The organism is Streptomyces acidiscabies, from assembly GCF_020010905.1.
In the GTDB taxonomy this organism is placed as follows: domain Bacteria; phylum Actinomycetota; class Actinomycetes; order Streptomycetales; family Streptomycetaceae; genus Streptomyces; species Streptomyces acidiscabies.
Genome location: NZ_JAGJBY010000001.1, coordinates 558,514 through 581,716, shown reverse-complemented (window position 1 = coordinate 581,716; position 23,203 = coordinate 558,514). Strand labels below are relative to the sequence as shown.

The window sequence follows — 23,203 nt, the reverse complement described above, 5'->3', positions numbered from 1 at the left end:
GGCAAGATCTCGGGGGCGGACTCGTACGACCGCCCCCGGGGTGCGGAGCTAGCGGACGTACTCGTCGCGGCGGCGCTGCTCCTGGCGGCGCCGGTGCTCCTTCAGCTCGTCCTCGGACGGCTTGGTGACCGTGACGTCGAGGAGCGCGCCGTCCGGGCGCTGCGGGCCCTCGCCGACCTCGTCGAGCGTCCCGTCGATCTGACGGCCCCTCCACATCGCGCGCTTGGCGTCCGCGAGGGCGGCGGCGTCCTCGTCGGATCGGGCGACCTCGCACGAGGTGATGCGGACCTTCACCTCGGGGTCCTTGTCCTCCTGCTCGGCGTGACCGGTGTAGCTCTTGGAGGTCAGTTCGACGATCGCGAACACGGTGCGGCCGGGCTTCTCGAACAGGCCGCGCCGCATCTCGCGGGTGAGGCTGACCTCGATCGCGCCGGACGCGGAGTCGAGCTTCACGGTGGGGACGTCGGCGGGGGAGAGCTTGGGCATGTGTTGGGCCTTTCCGAATTGGGTGGTGCCGGGGTGGGGGCCGGTCCCGCCGTGGGGGTCGGCGGGACCGGGTGACGGCCGGGCGTTGGGGTGCCCCGTGTGCCGTCGGAGTGGTGGCTACTTGGCCATGAGCCCGGCCCTGACCGCAGCGGTGATCTGGTCGCTGACCTTGTCGCCGAGCTGGGTGGCGACAAGGTCGCGGGCCTGCTTGACGGCGTCGGCGATCTCCGCGCTGAACGCCTTGTGGACCTCGTCCCGGACCAGCGTCTGAAGGACGGTGCCGCCCTCACGCCGGTACTTGTCGGCGGGCTCGTTCATGAACTTGCGAGCTTCGTCGACGATGACCTCGGACAGGGTGGTCTGCTGCCCGGTCGGCTCGCCCCATGTGTTGGTCTTGTGGATGGGCCGGTTGACCGCCTGCTCGATCGCCGGGCGGATAGCGGCCCTGATCTCCTCGTCGCGAATCTCGGTGACCCGGTCCTTAAGCCGCGGGTAGCGGTCGTCACGGACGACGCTCGCGACGATCCGGTCCGCGACCAGGTCGGCGACGGTCTTCTCCTTGCCGTCAGGGACAAGGTCGCCGTCCTCGTCGTAGCTCATGACCTCTGCGACGACGGTGCTGAGGGTGATGTCGTCGACCTTGATCTCGATGTTCATGCGGTTTGCTGTCCGTTCTGGTGGTAGGCGGCGGCCGTCTCGGCGGCCTGGATGGCGAGGGCGTCCTCCGCGCAGACCTTGTGCGCGGGCTTGCCCTTCGAGTCGCGGAGGCTGGTGTCGAACCCGCAGTACCGGCAAGGGAGTTCGCGCTCAGACCAGTGCGAGGAGTCGCGCCAGTCGAGGAGCGCCCCGGGGGTGTACGCGGGCTCGGCCGGCGGGGCGCGACGGCGCCGACGGGCGGTCACGACGCGAGTCCGAATACGCTCGTCCGGTCGGCGAGGAGCCGGATCGCGGCGGCGGCCTGCTGGGGGACGACCCCGTTGCCGAGCGCCTTGAGCTGGGCGCCGCGCGGCAGGCCGGGGACGCCCGTGACGTGGCCGGCGGGGAGGCCCTGCATCCACTCGACGAACGGCGGGTCTAGTCGTCCCAGAGCGTCGGTTGGCCGGGGTGCGGAGCGTCCGAGGATGGACTCCCAGCGCCGGACGGCGGGCTCGTACTCGCCCCACGCGACACCCTGTTCGCCGCCGAGGGCAGTGTCAGGTCCCCGCTGCTGCCCCGCTGGTTCGGTCCGCCCTTCGTCCCGTCCGTTGCCCGAGGTGCCGGCAGCAGGGCCGTCGCGTCCGTCAAGGTCGTCCCGTACCCGCTGCTGTACGGCGATCCGTCCGGCCGCCGGTTCCTGGTCCCCCTGGAGTCCGCCACGGTCGGCGTGGGCAGCAGCGTTGGCGCCAGCGAGTCGAGCGACGGGCGTACCGCAGCCCCGGCCGACGTCGACTGGTTGTTCCCGTACGGCGTCGCTGTCGGGGTCGGCAGCAGATGTGCCACCTCGGCGGCCAGGCATTTCCCGTGCGTCCCCGCTTCCTGCGACGGCGTCCGCCTGGTCTGCCGGTTCTCGTTCTCCGACGCGCGCGGGGTCGGCAGCAGCGTCATCGGGGCGCCCGAGTTCAGGGTCGGTGCAGTTGTGGCATCCGGCGCAGAATCCTCCGGCGTCGTGCATCCACTCGCCGCATTCGCAGGTCGGACACCGGGGCTCGTCGGCAGCAGGGAGATGGTGTGCCGCAGGTTCATCCCGCCGTCCGCTGCGTGCCCGATCCCGTTCGCCTCCGACACCGTCGGCGTCGGCAGGAGCTGCACCACGTTCGGCAACGCGTCGCTGAAGCCCTTCCCTCGGGCGTCCCGCGCTCGCGGCGTCGGCAGGCCAGGCGAGGAGGATGACACGTCGACGCTGGTGGGGAGCACCAACGGCGGACGCTCCGAGCACACCCCACTCCGCATCGAACCCGAGGCGGGCCAGGTCTGCGAGAACGGCACCGAGTGCCCGCAGAAGAGGTTCATCGCCGACGTCTCCCACACACCACGTGCAGGGTTCCACGTCACCGTCGGCCGGCGCGGAGAGAAGGCCGGGGACATTTTCGATCACCACCAGTCGGGGTCGGAGTTCGGCGACGGCGCGGGCGACATGCCGCCACAGGCCGGAGCGGGTGCCCTCGGCGAGGCCCGCGCGGCGCCCGGCGAGGCTGACGTCCTGGCAGGGGAACCCGGCCGTGAGGATGTCAACGGGCTCCACGTGCCGGAAGTTGATGGCGGTGAGGTCGCCGTGGTTGGGGATGTCGGGCCAGTGGTGGGCGAGGATCTGGGCGGCGTACTGGTGGGTGTCCTCGCGGCCGTCCTTGTCCGGCGGCTCGTACTGGGAGTGCCAGGCGACCGTGCCGCCGAACACCTGCTGTACGGCCATGTCGAGTCCGCCGTAGCCGGTGCACAGGGAGCCGATGCGGGGTGTCACCGGGGCACCGCCTCGCCGAGCGGCCACACGCGGATCACGCACCCCGGCATCGTCAGCACGTCGACCGCGTCCGTCCCGGCGTACCACTTCCCGAGCTGGCTGTAGCCGACCACGCGGGCGTCGTCCGCCCAGACGACGCCGGTCAACGCGTCCTCCGTCGACCTGAGGATCTTCGAGAGGTCCGGCGTCACCGACGGGCGCGCGGGCGCGGAGTCGCGGAGCAAGTGGGCGTTGCGGCCGGTCCGGTAGTGCCCTTTGGGGCGGGCGAAGGTGAACACCATCGACGCGACGAGCGGGCCGTCGAGCGGCGTCCAGCCGTCCAGCCCCGCGATGGCGTCCAGCGCGGCCTGCTTGACGTCCTGCCGCCACGGCTTGACCTTCTTCGACGACTCGATCATCACGCCGTTGCCCACGTGGCGCTTCGAGCCCTGCGGGGCGGGGAGGCCGTAGACGGTGATGGAGAGGCCGGGTGCGGGCCGGGGCCCGGCCGCCGTGATGGCGGCCGAAGCCTCGGGGTCGAACAAGGTGGTCACTCGGCACCACCGGTCGGCGGGGTGCTGGTGAGCGGTCCGGTCTCGGTGTACGTGCGGCACGTCCAGCAGATCCGGCCGCCGGTCGTGAGGAACGCGTGCAGCGTCGTCCGCTCCTCGGCGGGGCAGTGGGCGAGGTCGGTCACGAGCGCCTCGACCGGGCGCAGCATTCCGATGTGCGGGTCCGCGGGCTGCGCCGAGGGACGACCCGCACGGCGGCGTCCCTTCCCCGGGCGGACCAGCGCGCAGAGCATCGACAGGGCGCTCACGAGCGGGCCCCCGTCCCCGGCTGACGGGTCGACGGCCACGACTGCCCGTCCTCCGCCGACGGCGTCTCGGCGGCCGTCGGCTGGCCGTTCTGCTGCTCGTGCTGCTGTCGGATCTCCCCGGCGGTCACCCTCGGCTGCGGGAACTCCTCCTCCACGGTGATCTCACCGCGCCGGATCGACTCCGAGATGATCGAGAGCTGCCCGAGGTCGAGGTTCGTCCACTTTCCCGACGGACGCCCGGAGCGGTTCTCCTCCAACTGCTCAACGGTGACGCCGAGGCCCTCGAAGTGGGCGATACAGTCGGCGGCGCGCTGCGCGAGCGGCTTGCTCCCCTGCCCGTTCTCCACGGTGTTCGTGGCGATCGCCTTCGCCTGCTCGCGGAACCAGTCCGGCAGAACGGAGAAGATCATTTCCCGGAGACGGCGGGCGCCGTTGTTCGAGTTGTTCTCGTAGACGTCGCGCGGGTCCTCCAGCCGGGTACCGCCCGAGTCCTTCGTCCACCGGGTGTGCGGCACGATGAACGTCGTGGACGCGCGCTCGTTGGTCTCCAGATCCCACGCCCACGCCTGCATCTCCGACTCGCCGGCCGCGTCGTCGCGACGCAGCTCGTGCACGCCGTAGTGGATGTTCGTCCAGCAGCGGGCCAGCTCCTTGGCGAACTGGATCGTCTCGCCGGACACGTTCGAGGAGCCACGGCGGAAGCGGAAGAACGAGCGGACGGCGAGGCTGTGCTGCTCGAACCCGGTGCGCATCTTCTGGACCGCGATCGCCTCGTTGCGGGGGAACTGGCGGGCGACGATCACGGCGGCCTGTACCTCGGCGACCGCGCGGGACTGCTCGACCGCCGTTCCCTGCCCGATGAACGTCGGCGCGGGCGCGGCCGGGGCCGCGAACTGCTGCTCTACGGGGTAGTTCACAGGTACTCCAGGGTGTCTCGGGTCTCGGCCCAGCCGGGGAGGGAGAGGGGGACGACGTCGTCGCTGTAGCCGGGCCAGTAGCCGGTGCGGGTGCACTCGGCGAAGACCTCCAGGGCACGGCGGTTGCGGGCGGCGCCGATCCGGCGGGCGGTCGCGTTCACCTCGACGACGGTGATCACGTACGGGGCGGTCTTCTCCTGGCAGACGAAGACGAACGCGGCGTCGTCGTCGGCGATCCCGAGGGCGCGGCAGCCGGACCGGTAGGTGTCGTCCTGCTGGTGGTAGCCGTACTCCTCGATCGCCCGCTCCAGCGCCTCCGGGTTCGCGCTGCGGCAGGTCTTGTAGTCCGGGATGATCAGCCGCCCGGAGCGCGGGTTCGGCAGCCAGTCCAGCCGGGCCCGCCGCATGACGCCGGTCGGCTCGTCGCGCCAGAACAGGGAGCGCTCGGGGGTGCCGTGCTCGGGGTCGAACAGGAGCGAGGCGACAGGGTGACGTCGGAGGACGTCCGCCATCGCGTGCACCTGCTCGTACTCTCCGCGCTTCAGCGGGACCGCCCCGGCCTCGCGGGCCTCGGCGACCTCGGCCTTCGCGACCTTCGTGTCCCACCGCTCGTAGTCGACGAGCTGGAGCGTGGGGCCGTTGCCGAGCACGAGCCTGTGGGCGGCGTTGCCGATGTCCCACACCTTCTTCGGCTCCTGCGGGTTGTCCTGCTCGTAGCGGAAGTGCGCGGGCGAGGACGGCGCGAGGAGCTTGCGGGCGCCGCTGGAGGAGAGGGCGTACCGGTGGGAGTGGTACTCCTCGTTCGTCATCTCGTAGATGCCGGGCTCGGTGATGGGGTCCGGGCCGGCGGCCGGGGCCGAAGCCCCGGCTTGCACGACGGTCGTCATGAGGCGCCGTCCTTCCTGGGGGTGTGCTGGCACTCGTGCTGTGCGGCGAGCGCCATGAGGTCGACGAGGGAATGCGGGCCGACGCCCTGGAGCAGGCCCCCGCACGAGCGGTGCCGCAGCTCGGAGATGGGCCGGTCGGTGCCGTCGCTGGTCGTGAACACGGGCGTGTACTCGGCGAGCCGCCACCCGTCGGGCCCGGCATGCATGCGGCCGGTGGTGTAGCCGTCGCGGTACGCACGGTCGGCCTCGGTGGGAGTGGCATCGGCCCCGACGGGGCTGCTCTTCTCCCGCTCGATCCCGGCTGCCGTACGGCGGAGGCGCTCGACCGCGTCACCCCGGCCGGGGTCGCACTCGTAGTCCTGCGGCAGCGCGGCGATGGCGTCGGCCGCACGACGGAGGACCGCGGCCTCGCACCCGGCGGTGTACTGCGCGAGTACGTCGCGGGCGATGGGGCCCGGTTCGGCGGCGTCCGCGTAGTAGGCGCGCAGGGCGCTCTCGATGACGTGACGGATGCTCATCGGGTCCCCCTGACGACGGCCCAGCAGCCGAGGAGCCAGAAGGCGAGGAACGCGCTGGTGATGATGACGATCACTCGTCGGCCTCCTCGTCGTACTCCGAGGTGACCTCCAGCGGGACGACCGTGTAGCCGGTCGGGCCCTGCTCCCCGTCGACCGTGGCGTGCAGCTCGGCGACGCCGTCCTCCGGGTCCGTGACCCAGTCGATGGCGGCGGCCGTCGGCAGGTCGCGGCGGGCGTGGTCCTCGCAGTGGGCGCGCGCGGCGTCCGGCGTGGAGTAGAGGCCGAGGGGCATCGAGTCCCACTGCGCGCGGTGAATGATGAGCGCGGGCGCCTCGGGCTCGGGCTGGAGGGTCTGCGTCGGCGCGAGCCGCCGCGTGATCCCGTCCGGGACGAACTCCTCCGCCCCCGTGAGCTGCGCCGTCGGGCACGGCCAAGGCACCGTGTAGTCCTTACCGCGCCCCAACGCGTCTGCGTCGATGCACACCGGGCAGGGACCCATCGGCGAGTCGGTGTGCAGGTACCGGATCTGACGGAGGGTCCCCTCCAACTCGGCGACCCGAGCCCGCAGTACGCGACGGTCCCGACGCGGCGACTCCAACGCCACCCGCAACCGCTCGTACGCCAAGTGCTCCGACCCCACCTCCGCGCGCAACTGCTGAATTTCCGCGTCCCGCACGATCACCTGCTCGTGCAGCCGCCGCGTGATCGGGTCCCGGAGAATCCGGTCCGAGACCCACGCCGCATGCATCGCAACCTTGTTCTCCGGCTCCGCCAGCCACCCGCGAACTCGCTCACGCGCCGCCCTCACCTGGGCGTCCGGCTCAGGCAAGAACCGCCGGTCCGAGTAGAGGAATACGTCACGGAGCGCGTCCTCCCACGGGCTCAACACCAGCGAGGCGTGCATCCGAATCGGCAGACGCCACCCGACACGGGCAACCCCGGGGACCTGAACCTGGACCAGCACCTGCTGCTCCTGCTGGCCGATCCGGTCATCGCGGTCAACCAGGGAGATACGGACGAGGATCGAGTCGCTCACGCCGCACCACCCAGCAGCGGCAGCTCCGTACCGAAGATCTCCTCCAGCTCCATCCGCGTCGACATCACCAGACGCGGGCACTTCTCCGGGTCGACGCCGTCGATCACGTACAGCACCGCGCCGTTCCGCGTGTGCGGGGTCGCGCGCCAGACGTTGCCGTTGGGGGCGATCAAGTCGCCGGACGTGGGGTGGGTAATCTCGATGGCCACGGTGGCCTCTCTTTCTGTGATGGGTAGGGGCGCCGAGTCGGGGGTCGCCGGGCCGGGAAGTCGGGCGGCCCTTCGGCGCATCAGGGGTCAGGCGCTGGCGGCGAGCTGCTGGCCGTGCTCGGCCATCCAGCCGCTGACCTTGTTCAGGTCGAAGCGCCGGCCACGGCCCGCGAAGGGCTCCACGGGCATTCCCGCCTTGATCCACTGGAGGACGGTCCAGTCGGACACGTCGTAGTACTTCTCCAGCTGCTTCTGGTTGAGCAGCGGGACCAGGCCACCCGGGAGGGAGACGACCTGGCGGTCACTCTTCTTCGGCATCGGAGGAGTTCAACCTTTCTACTGTTGGTGTTGAAGGTGAAGGCATGCGGAAGAGGTCCTGGAGGGGTTGTCCAAGCGCATCGGCGATAAGCCATGCGGTGCGGAGTCGGCACTCGTTGCGGGCGGTCTTTCCCCTTCCTGCAACCCTGCCGACGGCTGCTGCGCTGATGCCGCGCCCTTCGGGGTCGACCCGCCTGGTCTCGGCCGCCAGCTTCGGGCCGGATAGTCCGGCCCGCTCCATGGCGGTTCTGAGTGGCTGGCCTTCGCCCTTGCGGTGCAGGTTGGTCATGCGGGACCTCGTGCCGATTGGTGTGTATCTGCCCCACCAGGTGAGGCGTTGCAACAGTTCTACAGTTGAAGTTGTGGTTGCGTCAACAGGGTCTCGCCGAGTTTCGCCGAGAGAGGGGTGGGGGCTTCACGTCTATCGAATGTGCGTTCTATGGTGGTGGTACATGTTGTGCGCGGTGGCGTACGACGGGGAGGTTGCGCGCCGCCATGGAACCGGCCAACCTTCTACTTTTAGTTGCGTAAAGTAGAAGGTGAGGGCACCCTTACGCCTGTGAGTGACCAGGGAGAGGGCGAGACGTTCGCCGAAGCGCTTGCCGCGTTGAAGGCGGAGTACGACGTCAGTGACAGTGAGATCGCGCGGCGCCTCGAAAAGCAGGGCCTGAAGCTCTCCGCCGCCGCAGTGAATCACTGGTCGCTCGGCAAGCGCGTTCCACGCTCCGATGCCATCCGCGCCCTGTCTGCCGCCTTCCCTAAGTTCAGCGAGCTGAGACTCTTCGCTGCCACCGGAAAAAGACCGCCTGCCCCGCTTTCGCCGGACCGCCGGGAAGCGATGCTGAAGGAGATGGACCGACTTACGGAGGAACAGCAGAAGATGCTGTTGATCCAGGCCAGGGCCCTAGGTGACAGCAACGAGCAAAACGTCTGATTGGCTATCAGAAACTCACGTACAACCCTCGCTTGCCTAGCTGAGTCTCAACAAGAAGCGGACTTCGTCACTCCCCGCTACTGAATCTGCACAGGGCGGTCGCTTTCCGCTGACTCGCGGGGTACGGTCGAGCGCACGGCCGATGTCCTCCCCCATTGGCATCACCACGCCACACGTGTAACCAGGGGGGAATCATGTGCATCCGTGTCCGCTACGCGCCTCTCGCCAGGCTCAAAGAGCCCTGGGATGCCGAGCAGAACCTGATCACTCTGCCCAGCGAATTGCTACACGAATTCGCCCTCCGAGCGCTCCGCGCCGTTCTTTCTGAATTGGCCGTCGAGCAGCCGGAGTTGGGTGCACGATGCTGGTGTGGGGATCCCATCGGGCTACTGCCCCGCATACCCAACCAGCGACAGACTGACGAGGTGATGCGCCTTGGCGCCTGAACCCGAGCAGGTCGGCAGCCCCAAGTGCGGCTGCCACGACTGCTACATCGACTACCCGCCCGAGACGCACGGCGAGCGCCCACCGAACTCCGCGTGTGTCGGCCCGTGGAGGGCGCGATACCGCACCGGCGGAAAGCACCGAAGCAAGACCCTGCCCTCCCGCGCGGAGGCGACGGCATTCCTCGCCACCACCCGCAGGGGGCGCAATGCCTCGTAGGGCCACCAACAACCCCCGCCAGCTCAGGACGAAGTCGTGCGGCTGCATCCTCTGCATGGAGGAATACCCGACCGACAAGTTCGGCGACCGAAAGCGCCGGCGCGACTGCCTCGGCTCCTGGCAAGCCCGGTACCGCGACGCCGACGGCAACCAGAAGGCGAAGAACTTCCCGAAGGCCAAGGACGCCAACGCCTTCCTCGACAAGGTCCGGGAAGCCGTCCGCTCCGGCACGTACCTCGACCCCAAGCGCGGCGAGATCACCCTCGCCACTTGGTGGGAGGAATGGTGGCCCGGACACATGCCCGTCCGACCCACCACACGCAACCGTAAGCTGTCGCTGTGGACGTGCCACATCGAGCCCAAGTGGAGCAAGCGGAAGCTGAGTTCCATCCGGCACGCCGAAGTTCAGGCGTGGATGCGGACCGACGTGAAGGGCCACGCCACCCAGGTGAAGGTCCGTGAGTTGATGCGCGCGTTGATGCGCGCCGCAGTCATCGACGACCGCATCGTGAAGAACCCGCTGGACTCGGTCACCATCACGGCGCCTGCCCCGGCCAAGCACCCGGAAGAGCTCAAGCCGCCCACCGAGGAGCAGTACGCCCTCGTCCGCGAGGTGATCCCCACCTGGTACCGCCCCCTCGTCGACTTCGCGCACGAGACGGGCATGCGCTGGGGAGAGATCGTCGGCCTGAGGGCTTGCTACCTCGACCTGGACAAGGGCACCGCCGAGGTCCGACACATCCTGGTCGACGACAAAGGGACCATCGTCCGCCAGGCAATGCCGAAGACGGTCGCGGGCTACCGCACGGTGCCGCTCACCTCGGCGGCCGTCGCCGCCGCTCGGCTCATGTTGGAGCGCCTGCCGGCCTCCACCGCCGTGACGGCCGTAGGTGACGGGCTCTGCCCGGAAGAGCTGGTGTTCCGCGGCCCCATGGCTGGCGAGGTCCGCTCGCTGAAGGGGGTGAAGACCAAGATGGACGGGGTGCTTCGAGGCAACAACTTCCGTAGGAGGGTATGGATTCCCGCGATCAAGGAAGTGGGATTGGCGCGGCTCATCAAGGACCCGGAGACGGGCCGGGAGGAGTACTGGCCGCGCCTGCACGACTACCGGCACGCGCTGGCGAGCCGTCTGCACGCTCGCGGTGTGAGCGAGAAGGACGTCCAGCTCATGCTGGGGCAGGAGCGCGGTGGCCGGGTCACGTGGCTGTACACGCACGGCAGCGAAGGTGCTGCGGACCGGGTGCGTGAAGCTCTGGAGGGCGGCGGCGATGGTCGTCACCTGCGGGCCGTCTCGTGACGCCGCACGGGGGTGGAGTCCACATCGAATCCACAAACCCCACTCGGTGAGGCTCGGCGACACTCGGCGAGCCTCGTTTTCGGTGGGGCGCAATTCCCTGACCTGCACTCGGAGCTACTCGGCGAGACTCGGCCAGCCTCGGTAATCACGTGACGTGATTTTGCATGGCGGATGTCAGGAGTTCGACTCTCCTAGGCTCCACTTCTTTGGACCCCCTCTGACCTGCGGAAACGCTTGTCGGAGGGGGTCTTTTGTGTCTCCTGTGGGCACACTGGCTCTGATTGGGGACGTGGAGCCTTTTGCGCTGTTCCGGCGGTGGGGGGGGCGGCGCATGGTGCACATCGAGGTTCGGTAGCTCTCTGAGGGGAGGTCTCCCGTACCGTCCGCTGGCGCGCGGGAGGGGTTCGGGCGGCAGTGGCCGCTGGGGTGGATATGGGGGCAGGGGGGCGTCGCTGATCTGCGGTCGCCTCAGGGGACCCTTTTCCGCAGTGGATCGGAGGGCGCTGCCGGCGTATGCAGCGCGGGTCTCGCCTGTGGGCAGCGCGGACAGCCGAAAGCTCCCGGGACCGACGTCGATGTCACCGATGCCGGGAACTTTCCACCCCGAGATCTCCCGCCTGGCCGGGCCTGGCTCGTCATCGGGGACCGGTGTGCAGCCAAGCCACTGGGTACAACCTTTCACTTCACAGCACTTGGGGAGCGCGAGGGAGGAGTCCTGCCCCCCTGCTCCGCGCTCCCCGAGTCTCATGTCAGCTGATGTGGGCTCTCGGCTCTGGATCGAGCGTTACTGGGATTGCCAGGTGCGGGGACCACGCCGGGCGAAGGAAGCGCAACAGCTCCCGTTCGGGACCACCCCCGCATGTGCGGGGACCACAGCGCGTGAGCTGGGGCTTTATCTGGTTGCTGGGCTGGGTTTCGTTACTTGTGGGGGAAGTTCCGGTCGGCCTCGGTGTTCGTGGCGTTCATCGGTAAGGCAGAGGTTCGGGAATCTGGGCAATGCCGACACGTCCCATCCCTGCTTCGGGGTCGACTCTTCTGGGCTCTGCATCCCCGGGTCACCTGACCCTGACGTAGACGCTGATGCGTGCCCCGTTGACCTGCGTTGATCCATGTCGGCGGAAGTGGTCGCGCAAGGTGGTCGTCTTTGCCTTGTCCTGGGGTGTGGTCGGGCCCCCTGTGTGGATCACTATGAGGCGGTCGAATCTCAGCATCCGGGTGGGTATGGCCTGGGCGGGGAACTCGATGCCCGTCAGGGTGTTCGAGGCCTTGGGGGTCTGGGCTAGGGCCAGGTCCATGGGGAGGGGGGTCGTCAGGGTGCGGGATTGGGACGGGAGGTAGAGGACGCCGTCGGTCGGGTGGGCTGTCTCCTGGACGGTTGTGGTGATGGCCGTGGCGTTGTTCGTTCGGCTCTCGGGAGTGCGGAGGGCGAGGCTCGCCGGGGTTAGGGCCAACAACGCCGTGAGTGTTGCTACGCCTGTGATTAGCGGGGTTCTGCGGAGCGTGTAGTCCAGGCACGCGCCCAGGAGCAGGGCCGTTCCCGTGCTGCTGAAGAGGACGTAGCGGTCCACGAACACCGGCTTGATCAGGGAGGCGAGGAGCAGGAGGAGCGTCGGGAGTACGGCCAAGGGGACGGCCAGCGCCTTGAGGTGTACGGGGCGCCGCAGCGGCGTCACCGCGCAGGCCAGCGCCAGCGCCGTCATGAGCAGGACCCCGGGAAGCCGTACCGGGCTCTCGATCCACGCCAGTTGGGACGACTGGCCCGCGCTGCGGAGCGCCAGCGGGAGCAGGCCGGCGACGATGACCCCGGCCGTCCATCCCCACGCCCTCAACGCCCCCCCGACGCGAGACGAGCAGCGTGACCCCGTGAGCCGCCAGAGCCAGCGCCGCGAACTCGTGGAGCAGGCACGCCAGCAGCATCGTCGAGCCGTACAGCGGCCAGCGCCACCGCGTGGGGGTCACCAGCGCGTACGTCGCCCACGTGACCAGCGCGCAGACCATCGCGTACGACCGGCCCTCCTGCGCGTACTTCTGGACCTGCGGGAGGACCGCGAACGCCAGCCCGGCCAGGAGACCGGCGCGCGGGCCCGCCAGGCGCAGGCCCAGGAGCGTGACCCCGGCCGCCGCCGAGGACATCGCCAGGGCCGAGGGGAGCCGTAGCGTCAGCAGGCCGTCGCCCAGGACGGTGAAGACGGCGTGCATCACGGCGTAGTACAGGGCGTGGACCAGGTCGACGTGCTGGGCCGTGGCCCAGATCTGGGCCAGGTCGCGGTGGGCCAGGTCGTACGTGACCGCCTCGTCGCCCCACAGGGTGTTCTGGCGGCGGATGCCCCACAGGCCCAGGGCCAGGGCCAGGGCGGAGGGGGCCAGGGCGATGGGCCAGACAGAAAGACGAGGGCGTACGGGGGTGGAGACCGGCTCGGCTGCGACAAGAACGGACATCAATGGGGCCCTTCCGGTGGCGGGCCGTCAGCGTGCCCGGGCCCCGTTGACCCGTTGCTGATCCAAGCTGACCGGACGGTCAGGGAAGGGCTCCGGCGCTGTGCGAGGCTGCACCGCATGCGGATCCTGGTGGTCGAAGACGAGGTGGACCTTGCGCAGACCCTGCACACCGGACTGACCGCCGAGGGCTACAGCGTCGACCTCGCGCACGACGGACGGCAGGGCCTGTGGATGGCCCGGACCGGCGAATACGCCCTGGTCGTACTGGACTTGATGCTCCCCGGCCTCAACGGGTACAAGGTCTGCGCGCAGTTGCGCCGGGAGGGCAACGCGACGCCCATCCTGGTGCTCACCGCGAAGGACGGGGAGTGGGACCAGGCGGAGGCGCTGGACACGGGCGCGGACGACTACCTCGCCAAGCCGTTCTCGTACCTGGTGCTCGTCGCGCGGCTGCGGGCGCTGGTCCGGCGGGCGGCGGCGGTCGCGCCGCCCGTACTCGCCGTGGGGGACCTGTCGTTGGACGTCGCCGGGAGGGTCTGCCGGCGGGCCGGGACGCGGGTGGATCTCACGCCCCGGGAGTTCGCCGTGCTGGAGCTGCTCGCGCGGCGGGCCGGGCAGGCGGTGTCCAAGGCGGATCTGCTCTATCACGCCTGGCCCGACGAGGCGTTGGATCCCAACCTGGTGGAGGTGCGGGTGAGCGCGTTGCGCAAGAAGGTGGACGCCGCGTTCGAGCGGCAGTCCCTCCAGACCGTGCGGGGTACGGGGTACCGGCTGGTGGACGACCGTGAACGCGGCTGAGCGGCGGCGGAGTTGGTGGCCTCGGTCGGTGCGGGCCGTCTCCGCGGTGACCGCCGCGGTGACCGCCGCCGTCATCCTGCTGGGGATCGGCTGGCGTACGCATCACGAGGTCGACCACGAGAGCGCGCGGATCGTCGAGGAACAGGCTCGTCTGCAACTCTTCGCTCTCGTCGACCAGTTGAAGGATGGGGCGGTTCCCAGTCGCAGGAGTGTCCTGCCGTTCGAGGTCGTCGCGACCGACCGGCTCAGCCCTGTCGCCGCCGGCGGGGGCATGGACTTCTTCGATCCCCGCACCGGCCATGCGCTGCCCGCCCCGCCCAGGGTCCACGCGCCGGTGAACGCGATCACGGAGGACAGCTGGGGCTACACGATCCAGCCGCTGACCATACCCGAGCGCAGCGACTACGACCCGCCCGTGAACGAGTTCCACATAGCGGGCCAGACCCACCCCGTCCTGTCCGTCGACATCTGGGCCGGTGAGCTGGGCCGCGGCAGGGCCACCGCGCTGGGCGTCGCCGCCGACGCCACGCTGCGGGCCTACGTGGTGGCGCTCCCGGACACGGCCCGCGCGATCACCGGCACCGTCGACGGCCTGCTGCTGCGGGCCGCCCTCATCGGCATCGTCCTCGTCGCCGCCGCGACCTACGGCGCCGTACGCATCGCGCTGCGCCCCATCGAGGCGATCCGCGTCCTCACCGCCTCCGTCACCGCGACCAACCCCCGTGAACGCGTCACCGTGCCCGCCTCGGGGCACGAGATCGCCGCGCTCGCGACCACCATCAACACCACCCTCCAGCGCCTCGACACCGCCGCCACCCAGCAGCGCCGGTTCGTCGCGGACGCCGCGCACGAACTGCGCAGTCCGCTCACCACGTTGCTGGCCAGCCTGGAGGTCGCGCTCGCCTATCCGGAACGTACGGACTGGCCCGCCGCCGCGACCACCGCCGCCCGGCAGACCCGGCGGCTCCAGGCGCTCGCCGAGGATCTGTTGCTCCTCGCGCGGATGGACACGCGGACGGCCGGTGGGGACGAGGCCGTGGACCTGGCGGGGGTCGCTTCCCGGCTCGTCGAGCAATATCCGCTCGGGGGGAGGGAGTTGGCGCTCAAGTTCGGCGGTGCGGAGACCGCGTACGTCCTCGGGGACGCCGACGGGTACGAGCGGCTGGTGCGCAACCTAGTCGACAACGCCGTCCGGCACGCCGCGCACCGGATCCAGGTCACCGTCCGGGAGGAGGGCGGGGAGGTCGTGCTCGCGGTGCACGACGACGGGCCGGGGGTGCCCGGCGCGGATGCCGAGCGGATCTTCGAGCGGTTCGTACGGCTGGACGACGCGCGCTCCCGTGACCACGGGGGGACCGGGCTGGGGCTCGCCATCGCCCGAGACCTGGCCCAGCGGCACGGCGGCACCCTCACGCTCGCGCCCCGGACCCTCGGGGCGTGCTTCCTGCTCCGGCTTCCGCCTGCCGAAGCGAGTCCAACTGATCGCATAGTTGGATCGAACGGGAGGTAATCACCCGCCGGATGGGGGACGTTGGGGGAAACCCGAGCGGCTGGAGGAACGGCGTGAACAAGAAGCAGCGGCGGCAGATCATGGCCGAGGTGTACGCGGAGCGCGAGCGGCTGCTGCCGCTCCGGGGGCAGGCCTCGCGGACCACCATCGAGATGGTGCGCTCCAGCGCGGGCAGTGCGCAGGAGCCGGAGATGGTGCCCTACCTCAACCTTGCCTACCTGCTCGGCGTGAAGCGGGGGCTGGGCGAGGACGCGCTGATGGCGTTCGGGCTGTCGCTGGCGAACTGGGCGGTCGCGGCGGTCGCCGAGGTCGCGCGGTGCACGGGCCGGACGGTGGAGCAGGTGGTCGACGAGTACGAGACGGCGATCATGGCGGCGGGGGCGGAGCTGCCGGAGGAGGAGAAGGTGCCGCTGGACGAGGAGGCGGTGCGGGAGAAGTTCCGGGACGAGGACTGAGAGCCTGCGCTCTCAAGGCGGGGCTCTTAATGCGGGGGAGCGGGCGGAAGCGCATCGGAAGCGGATCGGCTCTGGTGGCGGAAGCGGGCGTACTGGTCGGATCGGCGGTGTCCATCAGCCGCTCCGCGCGCTTCTTGCCGTCGGCTCGCTGCCGACTCGTGCGTCTCACGGGTCGTGAATGTTGGAGTACCCATGAACGACCCAGGACCGCCACCGTCCCCGAAGAATCCCGGGGACGGCTTTCCCGTCGCGCCGGCGGCCTACCACGGTGTGGGGCTCGTCCCCCCGGCCGGGCCCGCCCGCACCTGGGGGCTCGCCGTCGTCGGCGTACCGCTGGTGCTCGTGCTGCTCCTGACGCTGGCCGGGAGTCTGTCGGGCGGCAGTGACGACAACTCCGCCCGGTCCGGCAGCACTTGGAGCGGCTCGTCGGGGTGGCCGGGTACGTCGGAGTCGTCGTCCCCGGCCGACACCTCCGCCGGCTCGTGGGGGTGGTCGGGTGCCTCGGAGTCGGAGACGGCCACTGCTCCCTCCTACTCCTACGAGGAGAGCGTCACGCCGTCCGATTCCGCCTCCGCCTACGTGGAGAGCGCCACCCCGACCCCCTCGCCGTCCCCGTCCGGCCCCGAGGCCGTCGTCACCGCCTACTTCGCGGCCATCAACAACGGTGACTACTCGACCGCCTGGTCCCTCGGCGGCAAGAACCTCGACCCCGACTACGACGCGTTCGTCGCGGGCTTCGCCACCACCCAGTCGGACACCATCACCGTCACCTCCGTGCAGGGCGCCGACGTACATCTGACGCTCGTCGCCCGCCAGACGGACGGCACGACGAAGACGTACGACAAGGTCTACACCGTCAGCGGTGGAGAGATCGTCAAGTCCTCGGGCAATCAGATCAGTTGACCATCCGGCAGGAGTCCGTCGTGACCACGCAGGTGATCCATCCCCGTCCACCGGACCCGGGGCACCAACCACCGCAGGCCCCCCGCGCGCACGCGCGCACCAAGGCCACCCGCCTGCTGTCCGCGGGCACTTACCTCGACGTCGGCTACCGCCGCGCGGTCATCCGGGAGTTGCTGCGGTACTACCCCCGGGTCGTGGCGCCGTCGTACGGCTACGACGCCGTGTCGGTCCTCGCCCACGCGCTCGCCGCCCGCCGGCTGCACCGCCTCCAGTGGGCCGTGGGTCTCGGCTCGGCCGTCGTGATCTGGTGGCTGCTGGTCCAGGGCACGCTCAGCGGCCTCACGGCCGTGCTGTTCCTGGTGTGGGTGGTGTGGGGCGCCGCCTATCTGCGGCGCATCGCGACCCTGCACATCCTGATGACCCGGCTCAAGGAGACCCGCCCCGACGGCGGTTTCGACGGCGCCTACCCCGCCAACCGGGCCCTCACCGACGCCGTCGTCCACAAGATCGACCAGGAGCAGTCCAGCAGCAGCGGCATCGTCTTCTACGGCGGCTTCCGGCCGTTCGTCGGCGCCGGTGAGCTCATGCGCGAGTGGTCCAACGCCCAACTCCTGCTCGGTGCGCGGAAGAAGGAGATCGACACCCGGAAGGGCGGCGGCGCCACCGTGGACCTGGCGGCGCGTGAGACCCCCGTCCCGTTCACCGTCCGCGAGATCACCGACTACGTGGCCACCCGGATGCGGGCGGAGCTGCGCGAGGAGGCACGCGAGGACGAGCGCATCGAGGGCCTGACCGTCGAGCAGCGCCGCTTCACCACCGCGATCCGCACCAACGACCGTACGCGCGGGCCCGGTTGGTCCCAGCTGCCCGGCAGGGACGACCTGCCCGGCATCCGCTGGCGGGAGGACTACGACTCCGCCCGCGAATACCTGTGCGTGCGGGTCGGTTCGTGGAACGAGGAGCTGGTGACCTCGATCTTCGTCGGGTTCGACCTCAAGGGCGACACCCTGCACACCGAGTTCTACACCTACGTACTCGGGCCGCTGGTGGGGGACTTCCACCTCGCCGACCGGCTGCCCGACACCTTCGACGGCCGGCTGGCCGTGCGGGTCGCGTGGGGCATGGTCAAGGCCGTGCCGATGCGCGCCCTGGTGCTGCCGCTGTGGCCGCTGTACCTGGTCCCGCAGCGGTTCCTGCCGGCGGCGGTACGGCGGCTGCTGCGCCCCGGACGCAGCCGCGCCAGCGTCGCCGGCGCCGAGGTGAAGCTCGTCTCGGTCGACAACAGCGAGTTCCAGCTGGGCCGTTACGTGACCAAGGCGGTCGACTGCGGTGCGCTGACCAGCGTCCGGGAGATGGCCACCAGCGACGTCTACCACCACTTCTTCCAGAAGACCGACGCGATCAAGTACATGCAGATCGTGCAGCGCCGCACGCTCCAGAACATCCGGGCGTTCCTGGCGGAGAAGAAGGTCGATCTCGCCGAGCACGACCGGGCGCAGACCAACATCCTGATGGGGGACAAGAACCAGGTGATCACGGGCGACAACAACCGTGACTTCGGCTACGAGTACCACGAAGCCGGCGGCGGTCCGTCCGGTTCGTCCGGCGATCGAGGGGGGCAGTGACCATGACCGAGCACTACAAGTTCGGCGACAACAACCAGGTCGTCACCACCAGCGGCAACAAGCGGTTCGGCTACAACTACAACGAAGCACCGGCGGCACCCGCCGTCGAGGAGCGGGCGCAGGCGTCGGGGACACCCACGTTTCCCTCCGACGACGTCCGTGCCCGCAGCGTCTTCGTCGTGCACGGCCGCGACGAGGAGGTGCGCTCGGCGATGTTCGAGCTGCTGCGCCGGCTGGACCTGAAGCCCCTGGAATGGGAGCAGTTGGTGCGCGCCACCGGCAAGGCCTCGCCCTTCCTCGGCGAGGTCGTCGCGCACGCGCCGTCCCAGGCGCAGGCGGCGCTGGTGCTGCTCACGCCGGACGACATCGCCAAGCTGCACCCCCAGTTGCTGGGTGACCGGGAGAGTGCCGACGAGACCCAACTCACCGGCCAGCCACGGCAGAACGTGCTGATCGAGCTGGGCATGGTGCTGATGGCCTATCCCGAGCGGACCGTGATCGTCGAGGTGGGCCGGCTGCGGCAGCCCGCCGACACCGCGGGGCGCAACGTCATCCGGTTCGACGGTTCGGAGGAGTCCCTCAGGAAGATCGTCGCGCGGTTGAAGGTGGCCGAGTGCCAGCTGGACGACTCCCGGGGCGACTGGCTCGACACCTCGCGCTTCGAGAACCTGTCGGCCTATCGGCGGGTTGCCTGAACGGCCGCCTGTACGGGGTGAGTTGAGACGGCGGCGGGTGTGGGGGCGGGCGCGGTGGGGACGCTCGCCCTCACATTGCCTCGCCCTCACACCGCTGCCGGCCCCGACGCGAGGTTGCGCAGGAAGGCGCCCAGCTCCCGCATGTCGATCCGCTCCAGGTCCGACGGCCGTACGATCACCCGCAGTTCGCGGCAGATCGCGCCCTCCCGGGAGCGGGCGACGAAGGACATCAGCAGCAGCCGCAGCAGGCTGTCCTGGTCGAGATGGCCGAGCCGGGCCAGCCCCGAGCCCACCAACGGCATGGCCACACACTCCAGTTGGGCGTGGCCGCGCAGCGCCTCCCACAGCCGGGTCAGCCCGGCCGAGAGGTCCTCGACGCTGGAGGCGGCCACGTAGTCGTTGCCGATCCGGCTGTACGCGACGGCGAACACCAGCCGGGGCCGGGCGCCGAGCACCGCGACCGTCCCGACCGGGTACCGGTCCAGTTTGCCGAGCGGCTTGCGGGCCCGCTCCTCGCGCGCGACCGGGGTGAAGGGGGCGAGCGCCGCGTCCAGTTCGGCGTCCAGCCGCCGTACGTCGCCGTCGTAGCACCGGGCCAGCAACTGGGCCTGCACGCTGGCGCCGTTGATGACGACGGACGCCTCCGGCTCGGTGTCGAAGGTGTCGCAGAATCCGACGACCAGGTGCGCGTCCTGGTCGAAGACGTCGCCCGCCTCGACCACCACCGTCATGTCCGGCCGCCGGAACTCCTGCCGTACCTGCTTCACCGGCCGGGCCGCGCCGAGCCCCCACACCAGGCAGGCGCCCACCGACACCACGCTGACGACGCCGGCGTCGGGCAGGCCGCCGGGGAAGAACTGGCCGGCGAACTGGAGCACCGCCGACACGCCGCCGAACGCGACAGCCGCGTTCCGGACGAAGACCTGCCGGGCGCGGCGGGTGCCGTACAGCCGCCGTAGCAGCCGTGGCGTACCGAGTCCACCGGAATCACCCGAACACATCGCTCCTCCAAGGCATCGTGATAATCTGCCAGTCACTTGAGAGTTACGCAGAGTGGCGCGCAGATGCGGCGGGGGCGACGCGGGTGGCCGATGCACAGACGCACATCCAAGTGAAGGTGTTGGGGCCGGTCCGGCTCGAAGTCGACGGTGTCGCGGTGCGGTTGACGCCGCTGACCACCCGGCTGCTGGTCCGTCTGGTGGCCGCCGAGGGCGAGGCCGTTCCGGTACGGCAACTGCGGCGTGACGTATGGGGGTTGGCCGACGAGCCGCGCCATCTGGCCCAGCGCAACCGCAACGAGGTGCAGAAGCGGGTGCTGGAGCTGCGGCGCGCGCTCGATCCCCGGCAGGACGGCACCGGCGCGCGCGTCCTGCGCACCGAGCAGCATGTCACCGTGCACGGGACGGAGTCGGCGTACCGACTGGTGCTGCGGGCCGGGGAGTTGGACAGTGCGCGGTTCGTCGACGTCGTCCGCGCGGCCCTGCTCGATCCGCCCGCGACCGCCGCGCATCGGCTCGACGAGGCGTTGTCCCTGCTCTACGGGCGTCCGCTGGCCGAGGTCGACGGCGAGGGGTTCGCGGAGCCGTTCATCCGCCGTCTCGCCGCTCTGCGGGATGCCGCTCGGCGTGAACTCGTGAGTGTCCAGGCCGACTTGGGGCATCCTGAACTCGCCCTGCCGGTTGCCGAGTTGATCGTCCGGGACCATCCCGACGACTCCGAGGCCGCGCGCACCCTGGACGCTCTGCGGGCCGCGCTGCGTGCTCGGCACGGTGCCGAACTCATGCGTCACCGGGTGCCGTTGCCTGGGCAGCGGGCCGATGTCGTGCTGGTTCGGGGGGACTTGTTCGAGCAGACCGACTCCAACCTGGTGGTCGGGTTCACGGACACCTTCGACACCGAGTCCGATCAGTCGATCGTCATCAGCAGTGAGAGTGTGCAGAGTCAGCTCGTGGACCGGCTGTTCGCCGGGGAGCGGCGGCTTCTGGACGAGAAGCTCAGGTCCGGGCTGCGTACGGTTCGGGCCGTTGCGACTGAGAGCGCGCGGGCCAAACCCCGTGGGCGGCGCGTGCGGTATCCGGTGGGTACCACCGTTGTCGTCCCTGTGGACGGTGGACGGCGGGTGTTCGCGACGGCGTACTCGCGGATCGGCAATGACCTGGTGGCCCACTCCGGGCATGACGATCTGCGTGTCAGCCTGGAGAGTCTGTGGGCGTCGGTCGCGGTGCACGGGCTGTTCAAGCCGGTTGCCGTTCCGCTCATCGGGTCCGGGCTCGCGCGGGTCACCGATCTCGACCGGGGACAGCTTGTGGGGCTGATCGTCGACTCGTTCATCGACGCGTGCCGCCGCTATCCCGCGCTCACGCCCGAACTCCGCATCGTGGTGCGGCCGGAGGACCTGGCTCGGACCGATCTCTCGCTGGTCGAGAGACGGTTCCAGGAGTTGGTGCCGGACGGGCCGACTCTCGCCGGCTGAAGGTGAGACCGGGCGGCGGGTGTTGGTTCCCGCCCCCCGAGCCGGTGGGTTCCTCCGCATCCTGGGCTCCCCGCGGCATCGTCCCACCGGTCACGCGGTCCGCCACCGCCGCCCGGCCTCACCGGGTTCCACTGCACCGCGTCCGCCGCTTCCGGGGGCACCCGCCCTCCGCTTCCGAACCGATTCCGGTCACGAGGACGGTGTGGGGGCCCGCAGCGCGATGCGGTAGCCGGCCGGGAGGGTGGGGCCGGCGGTGAGGGTGCCGTCGAGGAGTTCGGCGCGTTCCCGCAGGCCGATCAGGCCGTGGCAGGCGCTGGGGAGGGGGACGGTGGGGCGGGTGGGGGCGGTGTTGGTGACGGTGACGCCGAAGTGGTGCGGGTCGTGCCAGAGGTGGATGTCGGCGCGGGCGCCCGGGGCGTGCTTGCGGACGTTCGTGAGGGCCTCCTGGACCGTCCGGTAGATCGTGCGCTGGGCGGTCGTGCTGATGCCGGGCGGGAGTTCGCCGGTCAGGGTGGTTTCGATGCCGCTGCCCGCGATCAGCCGTTGCAGGTCGGCGAGGGTGGGCTGGGGGGAGAGCTCGGTCTCCTTGCCGCTGGAGGCGCGCAGCAGGGTGACCATGTGGCGGAGTTCGTCGAGGGTGTTCACGCTCAGCGTGCGGATCGCACGGGCGCCGTCACCGGCCTGCCGGGGGTCGTGGGCGGCGACCTGGAGGGCCGCCGCCTGTACGGCGATGAGGCTGACCTGGTGCGAGACGACGTCGTGCATCTCGCGGGCCAGCTGGGCGCGTTCCCGGGCGAGGACGTTCTGCGCGTACAGCGCGCGCTCGTGTTCGCGGGCGTCCTCGATCTCGACGAGCTGTCGGCGCAGGTCGTGCCTGGCCTGGACGAGCTGGCCGACGAGGACCGGGGCGAAGGACGTGGCCAGCGTGTAGACGGACTGGACGAGCGTCCAGGTCCGGTCGCCGGAGAACGACTCGGACAACGGCCACACGAGGGTGCCCGCCGCCGTGCTCAGCAGGGCGCAGCCGACCAGCAGCGGGCGGTTGCGGGTGCGCGTGGCCAGCGTGTACAGGGCGGCGAGCGGCGCGACCGCCACGTCCAGGAACAGGGTCATGGGCAGGGTCAGCAGGACGACGGCCAGCGGGATGTACCGGCGCAGCAGCAGCCCCGCGCAGCCCAGGGCGGCACACGCCCACATGAACGGCGTCGCCTCGTCGTGCAGGTTGCCCCACGCGTCGAGCGCGGCGAGCACGGCGAGGCCCGCGTCGAGGGCGGGACGCGGCACACGCCGCCACAGCGCCCGGCCCGTGTTCATCGCCGACCGTTCCCCGCCGGCACCTGCATGTCGTCCACTGTCGTTTCTCCTCTCACCCGTCTCTTCCGCTGCCGACGGTACGTCCGGTACGTCACCCGGTGACCGGGTACGCCGGGAAGGGTGGCCACCTGGCGGGGGAGATCCCGCCGGTCGGGGGGGCTCACGTACGGTGGGCTCGCCCGCGCCTCGTCCTTCCTGGTCAGCAGCTCGAAGACCGGCGAGCGGCTCAGCAGCGCCCAGTGGCTCCTGATCACGGCCGTCGCGTCGGCCGTGCCGACGGTCGTCCTGCTGCTCGGCGCGGGGTGGGGGTGGTGGCCCTCGGAGGGGGTCGAGTACGTGGCCTTCGCCGTGAACGTGGTGCTGCTGTTCGCGTGGGGTCTGCTCGCGGCCCGCGCCGCCGGGCGCACGTGGCTGTCCGCCTGGACGATCGGGGTGGCGGACGCGCTGCTCGGGCTTGCGGTCGTGGCGGCCAACGCCGTCATCAAGTAGG

At 70.4% G+C, this 23,203-nt stretch carries 28 protein-coding genes; 12 read left to right on the top strand and 16 right to left on the bottom strand.

Features of this window, described 5'->3' with window-relative positions:
- Positions 1–48 precede the first annotated feature (48 nt).
- The 13 genes from J8M50_RS02780 to J8M50_RS02720 all read right to left on the bottom strand — a co-directional run bounded on the left by J8M50_RS02780 (position 49) and on the right by J8M50_RS02720 (position 7,896).
- Entirely contained in the window at positions 49–486 is a 438-nt protein-coding gene (locus J8M50_RS02780) for a hypothetical protein (protein WP_010353391.1), read from the bottom strand.
- A 117-nt stretch (positions 487–603) separates the two neighbouring features.
- On the bottom strand, positions 604–1,143 hold the full coding sequence (locus J8M50_RS02775; protein WP_010353390.1) for a hypothetical protein: 540 nt from the start codon (positions 1,141–1,143) through the stop codon (positions 604–606).
- Positions 1,140–1,388: a hypothetical protein gene (locus tag J8M50_RS02770; RefSeq protein ID WP_010353389.1), complete on the bottom strand. Its 249-nt coding sequence runs from the start codon at positions 1,386–1,388 to the stop codon at positions 1,140–1,142. The genes J8M50_RS02775 and J8M50_RS02770 overlap by 4 nt, the downstream gene beginning before the upstream one ends.
- A complete protein-coding gene (locus J8M50_RS02765; protein ID WP_010353388.1) occupies positions 1,385–2,923 on the bottom strand; it encodes a DNA cytosine methyltransferase in 1,539 nt (512 codons plus the stop codon). The genes J8M50_RS02770 and J8M50_RS02765 overlap by 4 nt, the downstream gene beginning before the upstream one ends.
- A complete protein-coding gene (locus J8M50_RS02760; protein ID WP_010353387.1) occupies positions 2,920–3,456 on the bottom strand; it encodes a RusA family crossover junction endodeoxyribonuclease in 537 nt (178 codons plus the stop codon). Before J8M50_RS02760 ends, J8M50_RS02765 begins: the two co-directional genes overlap by 4 nt.
- Positions 3,453–3,722, bottom strand: a complete 270-nt coding sequence (locus J8M50_RS02755) for a hypothetical protein (protein WP_141655579.1) — start codon at positions 3,720–3,722, stop codon at positions 3,453–3,455. Before J8M50_RS02755 ends, J8M50_RS02760 begins: the two co-directional genes overlap by 4 nt.
- Positions 3,719–4,639 (bottom strand): hypothetical protein, encoded by a 921-nt coding sequence (locus J8M50_RS02750; protein WP_010353385.1) that lies wholly within the window; start codon positions 4,637–4,639, stop codon positions 3,719–3,721. Before J8M50_RS02750 ends, J8M50_RS02755 begins: the two co-directional genes overlap by 4 nt.
- Entirely contained in the window at positions 4,636–5,526 is an 891-nt protein-coding gene (locus J8M50_RS02745; RefSeq protein ID WP_010353384.1) for a PD-(D/E)XK nuclease-like domain-containing protein, read from the bottom strand. Before J8M50_RS02745 ends, J8M50_RS02750 begins: the two co-directional genes overlap by 4 nt.
- A complete protein-coding gene (locus J8M50_RS02740; RefSeq protein ID WP_010353383.1) occupies positions 5,523–6,044 on the bottom strand; it encodes a hypothetical protein in 522 nt (173 codons plus the stop codon). The genes J8M50_RS02745 and J8M50_RS02740 overlap by 4 nt, the downstream gene beginning before the upstream one ends.
- Before the next feature lie 70 nt (positions 6,045–6,114).
- Positions 6,115–7,080, bottom strand: coding sequence for a hypothetical protein (locus J8M50_RS02735; protein ID WP_010353382.1), 966 nt, complete (start codon positions 7,078–7,080; stop codon positions 6,115–6,117).
- Positions 7,077–7,289, bottom strand: a complete 213-nt coding sequence (locus tag J8M50_RS02730) for a hypothetical protein (RefSeq protein WP_010353381.1) — start codon at positions 7,287–7,289, stop codon at positions 7,077–7,079. The genes J8M50_RS02735 and J8M50_RS02730 overlap by 4 nt, the downstream gene beginning before the upstream one ends.
- An 87-nt stretch (positions 7,290–7,376) precedes the next feature.
- A complete protein-coding gene (locus J8M50_RS02725; protein ID WP_010353380.1) occupies positions 7,377–7,607 on the bottom strand; it encodes a hypothetical protein in 231 nt (76 codons plus the stop codon).
- Positions 7,591–7,896, bottom strand: a complete 306-nt coding sequence (locus tag J8M50_RS02720; protein WP_078480740.1) for a hypothetical protein — start codon at positions 7,894–7,896, stop codon at positions 7,591–7,593. The genes J8M50_RS02725 and J8M50_RS02720 overlap by 17 nt, the downstream gene beginning before the upstream one ends.
- Positions 7,897–8,166: 270 nt before the next feature.
- Here J8M50_RS02720 and J8M50_RS02715 point away from each other — a divergent pair, with 270 nt between their 5' ends.
- From J8M50_RS02715 to J8M50_RS02705, 3 genes are all read left to right on the top strand, one after another.
- Complete coding sequence (locus J8M50_RS02715) at positions 8,167–8,541, top strand: hypothetical protein (protein ID WP_010353379.1); 375 nt, start codon at positions 8,167–8,169, stop codon at positions 8,539–8,541.
- Between the two features lie 435 nt (positions 8,542–8,976).
- On the top strand, positions 8,977–9,204 hold the full coding sequence (locus J8M50_RS02710) for a hypothetical protein (RefSeq protein WP_141655578.1): 228 nt from the start codon (positions 8,977–8,979) through the stop codon (positions 9,202–9,204).
- Positions 9,194–10,501, top strand: a complete 1,308-nt coding sequence (locus tag J8M50_RS02705; RefSeq protein ID WP_223786148.1) for a tyrosine-type recombinase/integrase — start codon at positions 9,194–9,196, stop codon at positions 10,499–10,501. Before J8M50_RS02710 ends, J8M50_RS02705 begins: the two co-directional genes overlap by 11 nt.
- Positions 10,502–11,556: 1,055 nt before the next feature.
- On the opposite strand, the gene J8M50_RS49630 is transcribed toward J8M50_RS02705, so the two are convergent.
- On the bottom strand, positions 11,557–12,330 hold the full coding sequence (locus J8M50_RS49630) for a hypothetical protein (RefSeq protein WP_010353377.1): 774 nt from the start codon (positions 12,328–12,330) through the stop codon (positions 11,557–11,559).
- A gap of 119 nt (positions 12,331–12,449) precedes the next feature.
- Between J8M50_RS49630 and J8M50_RS49990 the strand changes: the two genes are divergently transcribed.
- The 7 genes from J8M50_RS49990 (at position 12,450) to J8M50_RS02670 (ending at position 18,926) form a co-directional block, all read left to right on the top strand.
- Complete coding sequence (locus J8M50_RS49990) at positions 12,450–12,710, top strand: hypothetical protein (RefSeq protein WP_010353376.1); 261 nt, start codon at positions 12,450–12,452, stop codon at positions 12,708–12,710.
- A 347-nt stretch (positions 12,711–13,057) separates the two neighbouring features.
- Positions 13,058–13,738: a response regulator transcription factor gene (locus J8M50_RS02695; RefSeq protein WP_010353375.1), complete on the top strand. Its 681-nt coding sequence runs from the start codon at positions 13,058–13,060 to the stop codon at positions 13,736–13,738.
- Positions 13,725–15,248, top strand: coding sequence for a sensor histidine kinase (locus tag J8M50_RS02690; RefSeq protein ID WP_040836272.1), 1,524 nt, complete (start codon positions 13,725–13,727; stop codon positions 15,246–15,248). Before J8M50_RS02695 ends, J8M50_RS02690 begins: the two co-directional genes overlap by 14 nt.
- Before the next feature lie 53 nt (positions 15,249–15,301).
- Entirely contained in the window at positions 15,302–15,703 is a 402-nt protein-coding gene (locus J8M50_RS02685) for a hypothetical protein (RefSeq protein WP_010353373.1), read from the top strand.
- 192 nt (positions 15,704–15,895) lie between these two features.
- Positions 15,896–16,606: a hypothetical protein gene (locus J8M50_RS02680; RefSeq protein WP_010353372.1), complete on the top strand. Its 711-nt coding sequence runs from the start codon at positions 15,896–15,898 to the stop codon at positions 16,604–16,606.
- 20 nt (positions 16,607–16,626) lie between these two features.
- Positions 16,627–18,231, top strand: coding sequence for an AbeC-like domain-containing protein (locus J8M50_RS02675; protein WP_141655575.1), 1,605 nt, complete (start codon positions 16,627–16,629; stop codon positions 18,229–18,231).
- Positions 18,232–18,233: 2 nt separating this feature from the next.
- Positions 18,234–18,926, top strand: coding sequence for a TIR domain-containing protein (locus J8M50_RS02670; RefSeq protein WP_029183806.1), 693 nt, complete (start codon positions 18,234–18,236; stop codon positions 18,924–18,926).
- Positions 18,927–19,012: 86 nt separating this feature from the next.
- Here J8M50_RS02670 and J8M50_RS02665 read toward each other — a convergent pair whose 3' ends face one another.
- On the bottom strand, positions 19,013–19,927 hold the full coding sequence (locus tag J8M50_RS02665) for a macro domain-containing protein (protein ID WP_010353369.1): 915 nt from the start codon (positions 19,925–19,927) through the stop codon (positions 19,013–19,015).
- Between the two features lie 83 nt (positions 19,928–20,010).
- Here J8M50_RS02665 and J8M50_RS02660 point away from each other — a divergent pair, with 83 nt between their 5' ends.
- Positions 20,011–21,399 carry an AfsR/SARP family transcriptional regulator gene (locus tag J8M50_RS02660; protein WP_010353368.1) on the top strand — a complete coding sequence of 463 codons (1,389 nt, stop codon included), beginning with the start codon at positions 20,011–20,013 and terminating at the stop codon, positions 21,397–21,399.
- A 189-nt stretch (positions 21,400–21,588) separates the two neighbouring features.
- Here the strand turns inward: J8M50_RS02660 and J8M50_RS02655 are convergent, their stop codons facing one another.
- Positions 21,589–22,713 carry a sensor histidine kinase gene (locus J8M50_RS02655; RefSeq protein WP_010353367.1) on the bottom strand — a complete coding sequence of 375 codons (1,125 nt, stop codon included), beginning with the start codon at positions 22,711–22,713 and terminating at the stop codon, positions 21,589–21,591.
- A gap of 120 nt (positions 22,714–22,833) precedes the next feature.
- On the opposite strand from J8M50_RS02655, the gene J8M50_RS02650 reads away from it, so the two are divergent.
- A complete protein-coding gene (locus J8M50_RS02650) occupies positions 22,834–23,202 on the top strand; it encodes a hypothetical protein (protein WP_010353366.1) in 369 nt (122 codons plus the stop codon).
- Position 23,203: the final 1 nt, after the last annotated feature.